This window comes from Specibacter cremeus (assembly GCF_003946885.1).
GTDB classification, from domain to species: domain Bacteria; phylum Actinomycetota; class Actinomycetes; order Actinomycetales; family Micrococcaceae; genus Specibacter; species Specibacter cremeus.
Genome location: NZ_RWKQ01000008.1, coordinates 24,543 through 41,723 on the forward strand (window position 1 = coordinate 24,543; position 17,181 = coordinate 41,723).

The following is a 17,181-nucleotide window of genomic DNA, read 5'->3' on the forward strand; positions in this document are numbered from 1 at the left end:
CGTTCATGGCGCCACGGCTGATGGTTCACGGCCAGGACACTTCGCTTGGCACCTCGCCGAGCGCCGAGGCGGACCTGAACCGTGCCCTGGAACTCCTGGCCGAGGTCAAGTCCGGGGCCACGCCGCCGATGCTGCGCCTGTACCGCCCCCTGCCGACCGTGGCGTTCGGCCAACGGGACGCCAACCTGCCCGGCTTCGAGGCGGCGTGCGCGGCGGCGGAGGCCCACGGGTTCGCCCCGGTCGTGCGCCGCGCCGGCGGCCGGGCGGCCGCATACCACCGGGGCTGCCTGGTGGTGGACCACATCCAGCGGCAGCCCGACGCCATCGTGGACGCCAAGGCGCGGTTCGGGTTCTTTGCCGACCTGTTCACGACGGCGCTGCGGTCCCTCGGCGTGGACGCCCGGGTGGGGGAGATCCCCGGTGAATACTGCCCCGGCGAGTACAGCGTCCACGGCATCGGCGCCGGACTGTCCTTGAAGCTCGTGGGCACGGCGCAGCGCGTGGTGTCCGGGGCCTGGCTGTTCAGCACGGTCATTGTGGTGGCGGATTCCGCGCCGATCCGGTCCGTGCTGGTCGATTGCTACCGCGCGCTGGGCCTGGACTGGGACCCGGCGACGGCCGGCGCTGTGGACGACCTGGTTCCCGGCCTGGGCGTGGACACCGTCGAGGCCGCCGTGCTCGAGGCGTACCGCCCGTTCACCGAGCTGGTTCACACGCGTCCTTTCGAATCCCAACTAGGGCGCACTTAAGCACCATTTCGTGCCGATTTACGTGCTTAACTGCGCCGTAGATGGCCTGATCGGCTTACTAGAGCTGGAATTACCTTCTAAAAAGATCCGTTGAATGTGACTCTTGTCACCGAAGTTGTAATCGAATACACTGGGATCATGGACACGGAGCAGGCCGCTCCCGACCACGCGGGGGCACAAACCACTCGTGGATCCACCGGAGGAACCGTCCGCCGGCTGATCAGCCAGGCCACCACCCTCATCGCCACCGTCGGCGTTGACGATGTGAGCCCGGAGGCGTTGCACCTGGGCCGGATGGGGGATGCCGACGCCGTCCGCTTCGCCCGGGACATCGAATCCCTGGCCCGGCTGCTGGCGGCGCTGCAGGTGCAGGCCGCCGCCGAACTGGCCGACCGGGTCGCGGCCGGCCGGTTCGAATCGGCCGGCGCCCCCACCACGGCGCTCTTCCTGGCCGACGCGCTGCGCATCTCCACCCGCGACGCCGCGGCACGGCTGAGCCTGGGCGAGGCGGTCCTGGCGCACACCGATCCGTACTCGTTCGACCGGACCCCCGCGCCCCGACCAATCCTGGCCGAGGCGTTCCTGACCGGAACCCTGGGGCGGGATGTGGCGGCGGTGATCGTCCGGCACACCCATGCTGCCCAGACCGTGGTCGGCACCCTCAAGCCCTCCGGCACCGACGGCGACCAGCAGGCCGTGACCGAGGAAGACGTCACACGCCTCGAGAGTGTGCTCACGCACGTGGGGGGCCGGGAGCGGCCCGAGGTCGTCGACCAATGCGGCCGCCGCGCCCTGGCCCATCTCGACCCCGACGGCGACCAGCCGGGCGACGGGGAACTGCGAGACAAGGAAGGCCTACACTTTGGCCGCCCCCGTCGCGGCATGATCTCCATCAGCGGACACCTCACCGTCACCGATTACGAACAACTCATGGCGTCCATCGGCCACGCCACCAGCCCCCGTCGCACCGGCGATTCCGGGAAAGCCGGCGCCGGCCCCGTCAACCCAGAGGACTCCGGCAACCCAGACGGCCCCGGCAACGAATCCACCGCCGCCGACGGTGCTGATGATCCCGGGTGCGGCCTGTTTGACGCCGTCCAGCCCGAAACCGGGCAGGCGGCAAACAATCCGATCCTGCGGGACGAACGGACCCGGGCGCAAAAACTGCTGCACGAGATGATGGACTGCGTACGCCTGGCCGCCGCCACCGACACCCTCCCGGACAACGGCGGGCTGCGCCCCCAGATCCACGTCACAGTGACCCTCGAGGCCCTGAAAACGGGCCTCGGCACCGCCCACGTGCCCTTTGCCGGGGAAATGCCGGCCAGCCAGATCCGGCACCTGGCCTGCGACGCGGACATCATCCCGATCGTCATGAACTCCAAGGGCGCCGTGCTGGACGAGGGCCGCCGCCAGCGCCTGGTCACCCCGGCGATCCGCCGCGCCCTGGTCGCCCGCGACCACGGTTGCGCATTCCCCGGCTGCCCCCGGCCGCCACAATGGACCGAGGCCCACCACATCGTCCCCTGGTCCGAGGGCGGACCCACGTCCGTGGCCAATTGCGTGATCCTGTGTGGTTGGCATCACCACCTGCTCCACCGCACCGACTGGGAGGTGGACATGGTCGACGGCATCCCCTGGTTCACCCCGCCGCCGGCCCGCGACCCCCTCCGGCACCGCATCCGCAACCTCTACTGGAACCCGCCGGACCCCTGAGCTGCCGCACATACGTATCTGGCGAGCCCGACCCCCGGGTGGTTTCGACAGGCTCAACCACCGGGTGGTTTCGACAGGCTCAACCCCCGGGGATGCCCGCGGTCTCGGCTCCAATCGTCGTCGAGTCACCGTGGCCGGTGCGCACCACGGTGTCCGGCGGCAGGGTCAGCAACCGGGAGCGGATGGACGCCAGGATCGTCGGCTTGTCGCTGTAGGAGCGTCCCGTGGCACCTGGCCCGCCTTGGAACAGGGTGTCGCCCGTGAACACTGTCCCCTCGGATTCCAGGTAAAAGCACGTGGACCCGGGGGAGTGGCCCGGCGTGTGCAGGGCCGTCAGGACGGCACCGCCGGCGCTGAACGTGTCGCCGTCGCGGATCTCACCGTCGGGGGCGGCATCCGGGTACACGGCATCCCACAGCATCCTGTCGGCCGGGTTGAGCAGGATCGGGGCGCCGGTCGCCTGGGCCACGGCACGGGCGGCGCGGATGTGGTCGTCGTGGGCGTGCGTGAGCAGCACGGCCACGACGGACCTCCCGGCCACACCGTCGACGATCGCGTCGGCATCGTGCGGTGCGTCGATGACCAGGCATTCGGTGTCGTCGCCCACGATCCACACGTTGTTGTCGACGTCCCATGTGCCGCCGTCGAGCGAGAACGTCCCGGACGTGACGAGCCGGTCGATGCGCGCGCTCATGCCAGCTCCACCACGGAGCGCAGCACGGTGCCCTGGTGCATCTTCTCGAACGCGGCTTCGATGTCGTCGATCCCGATGCGCTCACTGACGAACGCGTCCAGATCGAGCCGGCCCTGCTTGTACAGGTCGATCAGCATGGGGAAGTCGCGCGAGGGCAGGCAGTCGCCGTACCAGGACGACTTCAACGCCCCGCCGCGGCCGAACACGTCCAGCAGCGGCAGCTCAAGCGTCATCTCCGGTGTCGGCACGCCGACCAGCACCACGGTGCCGGCCAGGTCGCGCGCGTAGAACGCCTGCTTGTAGGTTTCCGGACGGCCGACGGCGTCAATCACCACATCTGCGCCGAACCCGTTGGTGAGGGCCCGCACCGCCTCGACCGGGTCCTCGCTGGCGGAGTTCACCACATGGGTGGCACCGAAGTGCTTGACCCGGTCCAGCTTGCGGTCATCGAGGTCGACGGCGACGATCGTCGTCGCGCCGGCCAGGGCGGCGCCGGCCACGGCCGCCGACCCCACGCCGCCACAGCCGATCACGGCGACCGAGTCGCCCCGGGACACGCCGCCGGTGTTGATGGCGGCCCCCAACCCTGCCATGACGCCACAGCCGAGCAGGCCGGCGGCGGCGGGGTCGACGTCGTCGTCGATTTTGGTGCACTGCCCGGCGGCGACGAGAGTCTTGTCCGCAAACGCGCCGATTCCCAGCGCGGGCGACAGCACCGTGCCGTCCTCCAGCGTCATCTTCTGCGTCGCATTGAACGTGTTGAAGCAGTACTGCGGCCGCCCCTTCGCGCAGGCCCGGCAGGTGCCGCAGACGGCACGCCAGTTCAGCACCACGCGGTCGCCCACGGCCACGTTCGTGACATCGGGGCCGACGGCGCTGACCACACCGGTGGCCTCATGACCGAGCAGGAACGGGAAGTCGTCGGAGATGCCACCGAGCTTGTAGTGCAGGTCCGTGTGGCACACGCCGCTGGTGAGCACATCCACCAGAGCCTCGCCGGGACCGGGATCCGGGACCAGGATTGTCTCAACCGTGACAGGCGCGCCCTTTGACCGGACGACGGCGCCGCGAACCTTGTGCACCATGTGGCTTGCTCCTTTGCGTGTGGCTGATAGCTATCTCGTGTCTATCACGTGCGGCCGGAGCGGCCGATTCGGTCCGCTAGACGGACAGTTTTTCCTTGACGTCGTTCAGCGACGGGTTGGTGGCCGCGGAACCGTCGGGGAAGATCACGGTGGGGACGGTCTGGTTGCCGCCGTTGAGCCGCTCGACGAGTTCGGCCGTACCGGGAACATCCTCGATGTTGATCTCCGTGTAACCGATGCCCTGCGAGTCCAGCTGCGTCTTCAGCCGGCGGCAGTAGCCGCACCAGGAGGTCGAAAACATGGTGATGGTGCCGGCTTCGGGGGTGTAGTCCACGTCGGGATGCTCCTTGAATCAAGAATGGGGTACCCGGGTAACGCTATCGGCCCGGGGCGGTATTCCCGTCACGGGCGCCGGCACCCTCTGGCGAACCGGTGCCGGAGGGTGCCACCATGGAGTCCATGTGTGGACGTTACGTGATGGCCCGTGCCGTGGGTGACCTGGTCGCCGAACTGGAGGCGGAGGCCGATGCGAACCTGGAACTGCGCGCATCCTGGAATGTGGCACCCACCAGCGACGTGCCGATCGTGCTGGAGCGGCTGGTCGAGGGTGCCGTGCACCGGCAGGTCCATGTGGCCAAGTGGGGGCTGGTGCCGTCCTGGGCCAAGGACCCGGCCGTCGGCGTGCGCGCGTTCAACGCCCGCAGTGAGACGGTGGCCGAGAAGCCGACGTTCCGTGCGGCGTTGAAGGCCCGGCGGTGCGCCGTGCCCGTGGAGGGCTACTACGAGTGGAAGAAGTCCCCGGACGGGAAATCGAAGCAACCGTACTTCGTGCACCGCAAGGACGGGAAACTGATCACGTTCGCGGGCCTGTACGAGTGGTGGAAGGACCCGTCCAAGGAGGACGACGCCGACGACCGGTGGCTGCTTTCCTGCACCATCCTGACGACCGTGTCACCGGACGCCGGGGCGGAGGGTGTGCTCGGCGAGCTGGCCGGGCTGCATGACAGGCTGCCGGTGCCGCTGGAGAAGGACTCGCTGGCCGCCTGGCTGGAGCCGGAGGGCGGGGATCCGCGCCAGTTGCTGGACCTGGTCCTGGCCGGCGCCCATGACGTGGCCGCCACCTGGCAGCTGGATCCCGTGGGTGCGGATGTGGGCAATGTGCGCAACAACTCCCCGGAGCTCACAGTGCCGGTGGGGTAGCCGCATCGATGCGGCGCACGTCATTTCCTGGCGCGGGGCAATTCCACGGCGTCGGTCAATTGCGCGGCGGCCGACCGCAGTGCCAGGGAGGCCCGATGGGCCCAGGCGTTGCTGCTGCACCGGGTTTCCGGCCCGGCCACGGTGAGCGAGCAAATGATCTCGCCGCCGGCGAAGACCGGGCGGGCGATCGCAACGGCGCCCGGGTTGAGTTCGCCGTGTGAGATTGCCTGCCCTTCCTGGCGGATCCGCCCGAGCTGCTGGGCCAGGTCCGCCCTGGACAGGGTCTTGTCCGTGTAGCGGGCCAACCTGTCACCCAATACTTTCGCGATGACCTGTTCCGGGGCGTGGGCCAGGAGCACGCGTTGGCCGGCGCCGGCATGCAGGGGCAGCAACTGGTTGATCTGGAAGGAAAACCGCAGCGGATGGGGTGAGACCACCTGTCGTAGGCAAATGGCGTTCAGTCCTGAGCGAACGGTCAGGACCGCGGTTTCCGCAGTGCCCTCGACAATGGATTCGAGCACCGTGACGCCAAGTTCAGCCAGCTTGGTGTGCGTGAGGTGCTGGCCGGACATTTCAAGCAGCCGCCAGCCTGGGGTGTACGAGCCGTGGTGTTCCTCGATCAAGGACAGGCGGCGAAGACTCTTGGCATAGCGGTAAACGGTGCTGGCCGGAACATCCACGTCCTCGGCGATTTCGGAGATCGTCATCTCGCCCCGGGACGCAATGCACATCAAGATGGCAAGGCCGCGCTCGAACGAGGTACGCGGTTCCGGCAAGCTGCTTGTCATTCCCACAGGCTAAGGGACACGGACGCGATTCTCACAGCTTGAACGGGTGAGGTCCCTGCCCGGAGGGGGACGGATGGCGCAGTGTGACGGCCATTCCAACGGCACGTCATTCTCACACGGTGAAAAAACCGTGTTGCCGGACCGCGGGGTGCTTCCTAGGCTCGTGAGGGATCACGGAGCTGTGACCCTCACCACATTGGGGTGCTGGTGGCATGGGCAGCACCGAAATCGAAGCAGCATCCGCCCGAGAACGTAGTTGCCCCTGAATGGAGACCTCATGTCACCGACCGTACGCAGCAAAAAAGCCGGCATCACCGCAGCCCTGGTGTTGCTTCCCCTGGCGCTCACGCTCTCGGGTTGCGGTGGGGGATCCGCCGCCAGCGAAAGCCCCACGGCCAACAGCGCCGCGCCGTTGCACAGCATGCTCCCGCAGAGCATCCAGTCCAGCGGCACGTTGAACATCGCCAGCAACGTCGAGTACCCGCCGTTCGAAACCTTTGACACCGACGGCACCACGGTCATCGGCATCGACCGTGAGATCGCCGACGCCCTGGAAAAGAAGCTCGGCGTCACCATCAAGTTCAACAACATCTCCTTCGACGCCATCATCCCGGGGCTCGCGTCCAAGCGCTACGACATGGCCATGTCCGCCATGTCCGACACGCTGGAGCGCCAAAAGCAGGTCGACTTCGTTGACTATTTCACGGCGGGCGCCGGCATCCTGCGGACCGTCGAGAACCCCAAACATGCCGCCACGCTGGATGACCTGTGCGGCCTGAAGGTCGGCATCGTGAAAGGGACCACGGAGACCGAGGACGCCGACGCCCAGACCAAGAAGTGCCTGGCGGCGGGCAAGCCGGCCCTCGATGCCACCATTTTTCCCGGCCAGAACCAGACAATCCTTGCCCTGAATACCGGGCGCGTGGACGTGGTGCTGCTGGACTCCACCTCGGGGTCGGCCGTGGCCAAGGATTCCGGCGGCAAGCTGGAAATGCTCAAGCCCTACCAGGCCGGGCCGTTCGGCATCGTGTTCCCCAAGGGCAGCACGGAACTGCAAAAGGCCGTCCAGAAGGGCATGGAGGAAATCGCGGCTGACAAGACCTATGGAAAGATCCTGGTGAAGTACGGCCAGGACCAGGGCGCCGTCACCGAATTCCCGATCAATGGCGGGAAGCAATGAGCGGGGTCTTGACTGACCAACAGGCCGCGCCGGCCGTCGTCGTGCCGTCGCGGCACACCGGCCGGTGGATCACCGCTGGGGCGGTGCTCCTCATCGTCGCCCTCCTGCTGTACTCCATGGCCACGAACACCCGCTTCGAGTGGCATGTGGTGGGGAAGTACCTCTTCGCCAAACCCATCCTGATGGGCGTGCTGAACACGATGATCCTCACCGTGCTCGCCATGGTCATCGGCATCCTCCTGGGCATCGTCATCGCGGTGGGCCGGCTCTCGGACAACCTGATCGTGTCCAAGGCCGCGTGGTTCTATGCCTGGTTCTTCCGCGGCACGCCGCTGCTGGTGCAATTGCTGTTCTGGTTCTTCCTCTCGGCGCTGGTCCCGCGGATCGCACTGGGCGTGCCGTTCGGCCCCGAGCTGTTTTCCCTTGACACCAACGCACTCATCACGCCGTTCATGGCCGCCATGCTGGGGCTTGGGCTGAACGAGGCGGCCTACATGAGCGAGATCGTGCGCTCCGGCATCTCCTCGGTGACGCCCGGGCAGACCGAGGCGGCGAAGTCGATCGGCATGACCCGGCTGCAAACCATGCGCCGGGTGGTGTTGCCGCAGGCCATGCGCATCATCATCCCGCCCACCGGCAATGAGACGATCGGCATGCTCAAGCAGACGTCGCTGGTGCTGGTCATCGGCTACTCGGAGCTGCTGACGTCGGCGTCCCTGATCTACGCCCGGACGTACCAGACCATTCCGTTGCTGATCGTCGCGGCCATCTGGTACCTGTTCATCACCGCGCTGCTGTCCATCGCCCAATACTTCCTGGAAAAGCGCTACGGCCGCGGCTTCAGCCCACTGAGCGCCATTCGCACCGACAAGGCCGAACCGGCCACCCCTGCCGTTACGGAGATCCGACCATGACCACGACCATGCTCAAGGCGTCATCGGTGTGCAAGTCCTTCGGCCCCGTCGACGTCCTGCGGAACATCTCCCTCGACGTGGCCGCCGGCGAGGTCGCCTGCCTGATCGGACCCTCCGGGTCGGGGAAGAGTACCTTCCTGCGCTGCATCAACCACCTGGAAAAGATCGACGGCGGCGAGATGTGGGTCGACGGCGAGCGGGTGGGCTACCGCCGGGTGGGCAACAAGCTGCACGAGCTGAAGGAAAAGGAGATTGCGCGCCGCCGCGCGTCCATCGGCATGGTGTTCCAGCAGTTCAACCTGTTCCCGCACCGGACCGCCTTGGAGAACGTGACCGAGGGCCCCATCATCGTCCAGGGCGTGCGCCGCCAGGACGCGATCGAGGAGGGCCGTGCCCTGCTGGCGCGGGTTGGCTTGGGCACGAAGATGCACAACTACCCGAGCCAGCTCAGCGGCGGCCAGCAGCAGCGCGTGGCGATCGCCCGCTCGCTGGCCATGAAACCATCGCTGATGCTCTTCGACGAACCCACCTCCGCCCTGGACCCGGAGCTGGTGGGCGAGGTCCTGGACGTCATGAAGGACCTCGCGGAATCGGGCATGACCATGGTGGTGGTCACCCATGAGATGGGCTTCGCCCGGGAGGTCGCGGACACCGTGCACTTCATGTCCGACGGCGTCCTCGTCGAGAGTGGCGCGCCCGCCAAGGTCCTTTCGGCGCCGGCGCATGCACGCACCCAGAGCTTCCTGGCCAAGGTGCTGTGATGGCGTTGGATACGGCACCGGCCGTCAAGGAATTGCGGCAGATTTTGGGGGCGAAGGTTCACACGGGTGTCCCCGCCCGCACCGCGCGGGCACATGACCGCTCCCACCATGTGTGGTCGCTGCCCGACGCCGTGGTGTCGTGTGCCTCCACGGAGGACGTCTCGCGCGCTTTGGCCGTGTGTTTCCGCCATGGCGTGCCCGTGGTCCCCATCGGGGCGGGCACGGGCCTGGAAGGCGGGGCCAACAGCTCCACCGGGAACGTGTGCATCGACCTTTCCCCCATGACCGAAATCCTTCACCTGGGCGTCCAAGACTTGGACGCGACCGTCCAGGCCGGCGTCATGAAGAGCGCCCTGAACGCCGCGGCCGCCCCGCACGGGCTCTGTTTCCCGGCCGGTCCCGGCGTCGACGCCAGCGTCGGCGGCATGGCCTCGACCCGGGCCAGCGGCACCAACGCGGTCGCCTACGGCACCATGCGCGGCAACGTCCTGGGGCTGACCGTGGTGTTGGCCGACGGGACCGTGGTCACCACCGGCGGACTGGCCCGGAAGTCTTCCGCCGGCTACGACTTGACGGCGTTGTTTGTGGGGTCCGAGGGGACGTTGGGCATCATCACCGAGGTCAGCGTCCGCCTGTACGGCATCCCGGAGACGACGGCGACGGCGGTGGTGCCGTTCCCGACGCTGGGCGCGGCCGTGTCGTCGGTGTCGGCGGCCATCGCCGCCGGCGTGCCGCTGTCCAGGATCGAACTGCTTGACGATGTCATGGTCGGCGCCATGAACAGCTACTCCGGACTGTCCCTTAAGGAGGCCCCGACGCTGCTGGTCGAGTTCGAGGGAGGACCGGCGGCCGTCAGTGAGAACGTAAGCCGGTTTGAGGCGATCGCATCCAGCCGGGGTGCGCTGAGCTACGAGTTTGCCGCCGACCCTCTGCGGCGGGATGCGCTCTGGCAGGCACGTCACGACGCCCTCCCGGCAGCGGCGGCGTTGCGCCCGGGCGCCAGCACGTGGTCAACGGACGTCTGCGTGCCCATTTCCAGGCTGGCCGACTGCATCGAGGAGACGCAGGCGGACATCGCCGCCTCCGACGTGCTCGCCCCCATTGCCGGCCACGTGGGCGACGGCAATTTCCACCTGGCGTTCGTGCTGGACCCGGCCGTCCCGGCGGTGCTGGAGGTCGCACAGGCAGTGAACGAGCGCCTGGTCCGGCGTGCTGTCGCCATGGGCGGCACGTGCACCGGCGAACACGGCGTCGGAATCGGCAAGACCTCCGCATTGCGCCTTGAGCACGGCGAAGGAGTCCGAGTCATGGAAACGATCAAGGCAGCCCTGGACCCAAAGAACCTGATGAACCCCGGGAAGGTGCTATGAACTCCGGAAGCCGCCCTGAGCCGCGGAAGGTGATCGCGGCATTGCCGCAGTACTCCAGCGCTGCGGGAACCAGCCGGGTGACATGGCGGGCATCCTCCAATGAGTCCGTCCTCCCGCCGTCGCCCCGCGTCGTTGAGGCCATCGCCCGGGCGGGCGCGACCGCGCACCTCTACCCGTCGCTCCTCGGTGACGCCCTTGTCGCCGACATCGCGGAACGATTGCAGGTCACCGCACGCCAGGTGGTGGTAGGCGGCGGTTCCCTTGCCCTCTTGCAACAGACCTTGTCGACGTATACCGGTCACGGGACGGAGGTGATCTTTGGGTGGCGAAGCTACGAGGCCTACCCGATCCTGGTGGGTGTTGCCGGTTCCGACGCCGTGCCTGTCCCGTTGGGCGCCGACGGCACCCATGACCTGGCGGCGATGCTGGCGGCGGTAACACCCTCGACGAAAGCCATCATCCTGTGCAATCCCAACAATCCCACGGGCACGGAGGTCGGGAGGGAACAGGTGGAGCTGTTCCTCCAGCGCGTACCGCCCACGGTCCTGGTCCTGTTGGACGAGGCATATCAGGAATTCGCGACAACGTCACTGGACGGGGTCGGGCTGCTGGACGCCTATCCGAATCTCGCCGTGTTCCGCACCTTCTCCAAGGCCTATGGGCTGGCCGGCCTGCGGGCCGGGTACATGGTCACCTCCGAGGAGATTGCCGACTTCGTCAGGGTGGCATCGCCTCCCTTCGGCCTCAGCACGGTGGCGGAGGCGGCGGCGCAGGAAGCCGGGGCGGACGCTGACTACAGCGCGCGCGTGCTCCGGCTCGTGGCGGAGGGCCGCGACCGCCTCCGTGCCGGGCTAGCGGAACGCGGATTCCCGACACCTGTCAGTGGAGGCAACTTCGTCTGGATCCCGTTGCCGCACGGCGCCCGTGAGCTTGAAGTCGGTTGCATCGCCCGGGGCGTCTCCGTTCGGGCCTTCGACGGCGAAGGGGTCCGTGCGACCGTGGGTGAACGTGCCGCAGAGGACGCCGTGCTCGCCGCCGTCGATGACCTGATGGCGACTGTCGCGTCGTCGCCGGGCAAGACCCTCACGTAGGGTTCGCCAACCGGGTTACGCCGGGCTACTCGGTGGTCCGGGTCAGGTGCGCCAGCACATCGGCCAGGGCGACGGCCCCGGCGTCCGCATCCGCGGTTTCGATCTGCTCCTGCGGCGCGTGGGAGACGCCGGTCGGGTTCCGGACGAAGAGCATGGCGGTGGGGATGCGCGCGGCCAGCACGCCGGCGTCGTGCCCGGCCCCCGATTCCAGGACGGGGACGGCGCCGAGCACCGTGCGCAACTCGGCGGTCAGCCCCTCATTGAAGCGCACCGTGGGGCTGAGGGATTCCTCGGTGAGGGTGACGGTGCAGCCCTCCGCCGCCGCAATGAGGCCGGCGGCGGCGTACAGCTCCTCGACGATCGACGCCGTCACCGCGTCCTGCCGGTGGCGTACGTCCACCCAGAGGTCCACCTGGGAGGCGATGACGTTCGTGCCGCCGGGGATGGGGGAGAGGCGCCCGACGGTACCGCGCGCGCCGGGCCGGCCGGCCGCGATCCTGCGGACGGCCACCACGGCCTGGGCGGCCGCGACCATGGGGTCGGCGCGGTCGGCCATCAGCGTGGTGCCCGCATGGTTGCCTTGGCCGCGGAACGTCAGCTTCCACCGGCCATGGCCCAGGATGGAGCCGGCGACGGCCACCGGGGCGCCCAGATCCACCTGGCCGCGGCCCTGCTCGATGTGCAACTCCACGAACTGGCGGATCCCGGCCAGGCGGTCCCCGTCCTCGCCCAGATGTTCCGGGGCGATGCCGTTGGCCCGGTAGACGTCGGCGAGCGTGTTGCCGTCCGCGTCCGTGAGGGTGCGGGCCTTGTCGGGGTCAATGGATCCCGCCATGAGCCGGGACCCGATGCACGCCACGCCGAAGCGCGACCCCTCCTCTTCCGGGAACACGGCCACGGCCAGCGGGCGGCCGGGCCGCTGCCCGCGCCGGCGCATAAGGTCGATGGCCGAGAGCGCGCTGGCCACGCCGAGCGGGCCGTCGAAGGCGCCACCGCCGGGGACCGAGTCCAGGTGGCTGCCGGTGACGACGGCGTCCGGTCCCGGCTGCCCCCACCAGGCCCACAGGATGCCGTTCCGATCCGTTTCGACGAGGAGCCCGCGCTGTTCGGCGGCGGCAACAAACCATTCGCGCAGCTCGTTTTCCGCCGTCGAGTGCACCGGCCGGCTGTAGCCGCCCCTCCGGCCGTCCCGGCCGACGTCGGCAATCTGGCCGAGCAAGGCCATCGGCTGTTCCACTGGTCCTCGTTCCTTTGCGGGCTCCCGGTGCGTCGTCAAAGGGAGCCGATGATCTTGGTGATGGCCTTGTCCAGGTCGCGTCCGGTGTTGGGCACCCGCAGGTTCTTGCCGTCGTCGACAACGACGACGCCGCCGCGCACCACGGTGCGAACGTCGGCCCCGGTGGCGGCGAAGATGACGTGCGGGAGGGTCTCCCCGGTGGTGGCGCCGGCGGTGCGCGGCGACTCGAGGTCGATGACCGTGAAGTCGGCCAACTTCCCCGGGGCGATGCTGCCCGCATCCCAGCCCAGCGACCGGGCGCCGCCTGAGGTCAGTGACTCGGCGATCTGCGCGACGCCCACGTGCCCGCGGCGGCCGCTGACCAGGCGGTGGTCGAGCTCGATCGCCCGGCCCTCCTCCAGGAGGTCGATCATCATGTGCGCGTCGCTGCCAACGCAGAGTCCGGCACCCGCCGCCAGCAGCGCACCGGCGGGCCCGACGCCGTCGGCCAGGTCGCGTTCGGTAGTGCAGCACATGCAGATGTTGGTGCCCGTGGATCCGTACGCCGCGATGTCCGCATCGCTCAGGTGGGTTGCGTGGACGGCCGTCATGTCGGCGCCCAGCACGCCGGCCTCGTGCAGCAGCTTGGTCGGCGTGACGCCGTACACGTCCAGGCTCTCCTGGTTCTCGGCCGGCTGCTCGGAGACGTGGGCGTGCAACGGCATGCCGTTGGCCCGCGCAAAGTCGGCGACCGGTGCCAGCGCCAGGCGTGGTACGGCGCGGACGCTGTGGATGGCCGCGCCGGATCGGAACGTGGCCGTGTCGTGCAGCTGCCCCACCCGGGCGGCCCACTGTTCCCAGGACCCGTCGCTGAACCGCTTCTGCACCCCGGAGACCTCCCGGCCGTCGACGCCGCCTTGCAGGTACAGGGTGTCGAGCAGGGTGATCCGCAGCCCGGCGTCCTCGGCGGCCCGGACAACGGTCTCGCCCATGATGTTGGGGGTGGCGTAGGGGCGCCCGTCGGGGTCGTGGTGGACGTAGAAGAACTCACCGACGCTCGTCACGCCGGCGAGCGACATCTCGGCGTACGTGGCCAGCGCCAGCTCGTACAGCGAGTCCGGGTTCAGTGTGCCGGCCACGGAGTACATCAGGTCCCGCCACGACCAGAAACTGTCCACCCCCTGCTGGCCCCTCCCGCGGATGGCGCGGTGGAACACGTGCGAATGGGCGTTCGCGAAGCCCGGCATGGTCAGGCCCACGAGCCTGCGGGCCCCATCCGGGCAGTCGGCGTTGGCCGTCACCGCGGTGACTTTATCGCCGTCGACCGTTATCAGGACATTGGCGGTGACGGTATCGCCGCCTAGCCACGCGTACTCGCAGAAGAATGAACTAGTCAACACCGGCTCCTTTGACGACGGCCCCGTCGATGATGATGGTCTCGGTTGAATTGCGCCCGATCCGGTACGCAAGGTGTTCGTGCGAGGGGACGTCCAGCACCTGGAGGTCCGCCGCCATGCCGGGCGCGAGCGAGCCGATCGTGCCGGCCAGGCCGAGTGCGCACGCGCCGCCGTACGTGGCGGCCCGCAGGGCCTGGGCGATGCTCATGCCGCCCGTGCGGCAGCCCATGGCCACCGCCAGGTGCATGCTCGTGGTCCAGCACCCCGGACAGACATCGGTGGCGAGGGCTACCTCCATACCGGCATCGTACAGGCGTCGCGGGTCCAGCGGTGCCGGGTGCCTGACGGCGAATTCCAGGCACGGCATGTAGACCCCGGTCACCCCGGCGTCCGCCAGGGCCCGCAATTCGCCGTCGGTGGTGAAATTGAGGTGGTCGGCGCTGACGGCTCCGACGTCCACGGCGAGGGCGGCCGCCCCGGTGTGGCTGTAGGCGTCCAGATGGATCTTGGGCCGCAGACCGTGCCGGGCGCCCGCCTCGAGGATGCGCCGGGACTGGTCCGGCGTGAAATAGCCGGCATCGCAGTAGACGTCGTTGAACGCGGCCCCTTGGGCCGCGACGTCCGGGAGCTGCGCCACGATGTCCTCGGTCCAGTCCTGCGGGTCCCGTTGCGGGTCAATGGCGTGCGCGCCCAGGTAGGTGGAGACGATCCGGGCCGGCAACTGTTCTTCGAGCCGGGCGTTCACCTCCAGCAGGCGCGCCTCGGCGGCGATGGACAGGCCGTAGCCGGTCTTGCTTTCCAGGGTGGTGGTGCCGGAATCGATCATTTCCCTGATGCGGTCGGCGGCCGCCTCGACCAGGTCTTCGACCGTTTGGGACCGGGTGTCCGCCATGGTGCCGAGGATGCCGACCGAGACGCCCGCCGGCGGGGCCTGGCCGGCGGCCACGGCCGCGTACTCACATGCCCGGTCGCCGCCGAAGACCACGTGGGTGTGGCTGTCCACGAACCCCGGCATCACCACCTTGCCGCGGGCGTCGATTTCCCGGCGGCCGCGGTAGCCGCTGACATCGCCGACGGCGGTGATGGTCCCGCCGTCGACGGCGACCCCGCCGCCGGGGATGCGCCCGATCAGGTCGGGCGCGTCCCCGGCGCAGGTGAGCAGTTCCGCGGCGTCGGTGATCAGCAGGTCAACGAGTTGCGTTCCGCCCGTTGCGGTCATCTCAGGCCTGGTCCGGGCCGAAGGTTGCCGTCGGCGTCCACCACAACGGGATCGTGACACCCTCCGCCGGTCCCACGGTGTTGGCGACTTCCTTGGCCCGGGCGTAGCCGGACTGGGCGTGCCGGACCACGCCGATGCCGCTGTCCACGGTCAGGCAGGCCTTGAGCCGGTACGCGGCCGTGTCGGTGCCGTCGGCGATCATGGTGACGCCGGTGTGCACCGAGTCGCCCATGGCGTAGTTCGCCTGGATGGCGATCAGGTCGGACATCCCCGAGGCGTTGAGCAGCCCGTTCAGGTACGGCCAGTCGGAGATCAGGTCGGAACCGTCGGGCATGTTCTCCGACTCGAACGTCGGGTTGATGATGGAGCCGGAGTCCAGGTTGTCGCGGGAGAACGCCACGGTTCCCTTGACCTCGCCGCGCTTGATCAACTCGTTGACGGCCAGGCCGAACTTCTTGCGTTGGCCGAACCCGAGGTAGCAGACGCGCGCCGGCAGCCCCTCGATCGGGATGTGCTTGCGGGCCAGGGTGATCCAGCGGGTGACGATGTCATCGTCCGGGAACAGCTCCAGGGCCAGGTCGTCAAGGCGGGCCAGGTCCAACGGGTCCCCGGAGGTGCACGTCCAGCGGAACGGGCCGCGGCCCTCCAGGAACAGCGGGCGCAGGTAGGCGGAGACAAAGCCGGGGATCTTCAACGCGTCCGCGAAACCGTGGAGCTGGCATTCGCGGCGGATCTGGTTGCCGTACTCGAACGTGGGCACGCCGTTGTCGAAGAACCGGTTCATCGCGGTGAGCTGGCGGACCATGGCCGTGCGGGAGATCTCGAAGTAGGCATCCCGGTCGCGCTTGCGGAATTCCTCGGCCTCCAGCACCGTGTAGCCGATGGGCACGTAGGCCAGCGGGTCGTGGGCCGGGGTCATCTCGGTGACCACGTCCGGACGAATGTCATGCTCCAGGCAGTACTCGAAGAGTTCGGTCGCGTTGGCCACCACGGCGATGCCCAGGGGCTTGTTGGCGGCGGCGGCCTCCTGCGCCAGTTCGATGGCGTGCGGGATGGAATCGGCCAGGACGTCGGCGTAACCCACCTCGAGGCGGTGCTTGATGATGCGTTCGTCGACGTCGGCGCAGATGGCCACCCCGCCGAGCATGGTCATGGCGCGGGGCTGGTTGCCGCCCATGCCGCCCATGCCCGCGCAGAGCAGGATCTTGCCGACCCAGCTGCCGTCCAGGTGGATGTCGGCGACGGAGCGCAGCGTCTCGAACGTTCCCTGGATGACGCCCTGGGTGCCGATGTACTCCCACGGCGAGGCGGTGTACTGGGCGAAGATGGTCAGGTTCTTGTCCTGGAGCTCGTAGAACGTCTTCCAGTCGGGCCGGACAAAGTTCGTGGTGGCCATGACCACGCGGGGGGCCAGCTCATGCGTGTCGAACACGGCGACCGGCATGCCGGACTGCACCACCAGGGTCTGGTCATCCTCCAGGGTCTTCAGCGAGTCGACGATCGCGTAGTAGGACTCCCAGTTCCGGGCGGCCTTGCCGATGCCGCCATAGACCACCAGGTTTTCGACGTGCTCGGAGAGCTCCATGTTGTTCTCCAGCATGCGCAGGATGGTTTCCTGCTTCCAGCCCTTGCAGCGCAGCGTGTCCCCGCGCTGGGCCTTGACCTCGTACAGGATCTCCGGTTTTTCCGCGGGCAACTCGCCAAAGGCGACGCCGGTGGCGTTGCCGCCCGGGTGCCGGGTGGTGATCGTCGCGGCCGGTACGGCCGGTACAGTCGTTTCGGTGGTCGGTGACATGGGGGT

16 protein-coding genes are annotated in these 17,181 nt (G+C 68.5%); 8 read left to right on the forward strand and 8 right to left on the reverse strand.

Annotated elements, in window-relative coordinates:
• The first annotated feature begins 5 nt into the window (after positions 1 to 5).
• Both EJC77_RS04395 and EJC77_RS04400 read left to right on the forward strand, forming a co-directional pair.
• Positions 6 to 749 (forward strand): lipoate--protein ligase family protein, encoded by a 744-nt coding sequence (locus tag EJC77_RS04395; RefSeq protein ID WP_125610363.1) that lies wholly within the window; start codon positions 6 to 8, stop codon positions 747 to 749.
• Between the two features lie 138 nt (positions 750 to 887).
• Entirely contained in the window at positions 888 to 2,465 is a 1,578-nt protein-coding gene (locus EJC77_RS04400) for an HNH endonuclease signature motif containing protein (RefSeq protein ID WP_125610364.1), read from the forward strand.
• A gap of 79 nt (positions 2,466 to 2,544) precedes the next feature.
• Here the strand turns inward: EJC77_RS04400 and EJC77_RS04405 are convergent, their stop codons facing one another.
• From EJC77_RS04405 to EJC77_RS04415, 3 genes are all read right to left on the reverse strand, one after another.
• Positions 2,545 to 3,159, reverse strand: coding sequence for an MBL fold metallo-hydrolase (locus EJC77_RS04405; protein ID WP_125610365.1), 615 nt, complete (start codon positions 3,157 to 3,159; stop codon positions 2,545 to 2,547).
• Positions 3,156 to 4,244, reverse strand: a complete 1,089-nt coding sequence (locus EJC77_RS04410; protein WP_125610366.1) for an S-(hydroxymethyl)mycothiol dehydrogenase — start codon at positions 4,242 to 4,244, stop codon at positions 3,156 to 3,158. Before EJC77_RS04410 ends, EJC77_RS04405 begins: the two co-directional genes overlap by 4 nt.
• Before the next feature lie 76 nt (positions 4,245 to 4,320).
• Positions 4,321 to 4,578: a mycoredoxin gene (locus tag EJC77_RS04415; RefSeq protein ID WP_125610367.1), complete on the reverse strand. Its 258-nt coding sequence runs from the start codon at positions 4,576 to 4,578 to the stop codon at positions 4,321 to 4,323.
• Positions 4,579 to 4,703: 125 nt separating this feature from the next.
• Here EJC77_RS04415 and EJC77_RS04420 point away from each other — a divergent pair, with 125 nt between their 5' ends.
• A complete protein-coding gene (locus EJC77_RS04420; RefSeq protein ID WP_125610368.1) occupies positions 4,704 to 5,444 on the forward strand; it encodes an SOS response-associated peptidase in 741 nt (246 codons plus the stop codon).
• Between the two features lie 20 nt (positions 5,445 to 5,464).
• On the opposite strand, the gene EJC77_RS04425 is transcribed toward EJC77_RS04420, so the two are convergent.
• On the reverse strand, positions 5,465 to 6,232 hold the full coding sequence (locus EJC77_RS04425; RefSeq protein ID WP_125610369.1) for an IclR family transcriptional regulator: 768 nt from the start codon (positions 6,230 to 6,232) through the stop codon (positions 5,465 to 5,467).
• Positions 6,233 to 6,509: 277 nt separating this feature from the next.
• On the opposite strand from EJC77_RS04425, the gene EJC77_RS04430 reads away from it, so the two are divergent.
• Genes EJC77_RS04430 through EJC77_RS04450 form a run of 5 tightly spaced genes read left to right on the forward strand, consistent with a single transcriptional unit; the run spans position 6,510 to position 11,548 of the window.
• Complete coding sequence (locus tag EJC77_RS04430) at positions 6,510 to 7,412, forward strand: ABC transporter substrate-binding protein (protein ID WP_125610370.1); 903 nt, start codon at positions 6,510 to 6,512, stop codon at positions 7,410 to 7,412.
• A gap of 8 nt (positions 7,413 to 7,420) precedes the next feature.
• Entirely contained in the window at positions 7,421 to 8,326 is a 906-nt protein-coding gene (locus EJC77_RS04435; protein ID WP_240629760.1) for an amino acid ABC transporter permease, read from the forward strand.
• Positions 8,323 to 9,087, forward strand: a complete 765-nt coding sequence (locus tag EJC77_RS04440; protein WP_276309044.1) for an amino acid ABC transporter ATP-binding protein — start codon at positions 8,323 to 8,325, stop codon at positions 9,085 to 9,087. The genes EJC77_RS04435 and EJC77_RS04440 overlap by 4 nt, the downstream gene beginning before the upstream one ends.
• On the forward strand, positions 9,087 to 10,457 hold the full coding sequence (locus EJC77_RS04445) for an FAD-binding oxidoreductase (RefSeq protein ID WP_125610372.1): 1,371 nt from the start codon (positions 9,087 to 9,089) through the stop codon (positions 10,455 to 10,457). The genes EJC77_RS04440 and EJC77_RS04445 overlap by 1 nt, the downstream gene beginning before the upstream one ends.
• Complete coding sequence (locus tag EJC77_RS04450; RefSeq protein ID WP_125610373.1) at positions 10,454 to 11,548, forward strand: aminotransferase class I/II-fold pyridoxal phosphate-dependent enzyme; 1,095 nt, start codon at positions 10,454 to 10,456, stop codon at positions 11,546 to 11,548. The genes EJC77_RS04445 and EJC77_RS04450 overlap by 4 nt, the downstream gene beginning before the upstream one ends.
• A gap of 25 nt (positions 11,549 to 11,573) precedes the next feature.
• Here EJC77_RS04450 and EJC77_RS04455 read toward each other — a convergent pair whose 3' ends face one another.
• Genes EJC77_RS04455 through EJC77_RS04470 form a run of 4 tightly spaced genes read right to left on the reverse strand, consistent with a single transcriptional unit; the run spans position 11,574 to position 17,175 of the window.
• The gene (locus EJC77_RS04455; protein WP_420820296.1) at positions 11,574 to 12,785 is read right to left on the reverse strand and encodes an allantoate amidohydrolase; all 1,212 of its coding nucleotides are present in this window, start codon (positions 12,783 to 12,785) and stop codon (positions 11,574 to 11,576) included.
• 35 nt (positions 12,786 to 12,820) lie between these two features.
• Positions 12,821 to 14,161, reverse strand: coding sequence for a formimidoylglutamate deiminase (locus EJC77_RS04460; protein WP_205786846.1), 1,341 nt, complete (start codon positions 14,159 to 14,161; stop codon positions 12,821 to 12,823).
• Positions 14,154 to 15,380 carry an imidazolonepropionase gene (gene hutI / locus EJC77_RS04465; protein ID WP_125610375.1) on the reverse strand — a complete coding sequence of 409 codons (1,227 nt, stop codon included), beginning with the start codon at positions 15,378 to 15,380 and terminating at the stop codon, positions 14,154 to 14,156. Before hutI ends, EJC77_RS04460 begins: the two co-directional genes overlap by 8 nt.
• A 1-nt stretch (position 15,381) precedes the next feature.
• A complete protein-coding gene (locus EJC77_RS04470) occupies positions 15,382 to 17,175 on the reverse strand; it encodes a urocanate hydratase (RefSeq protein WP_125610376.1) in 1,794 nt (597 codons plus the stop codon).
• Positions 17,176 to 17,181: the final 6 nt, after the last annotated feature.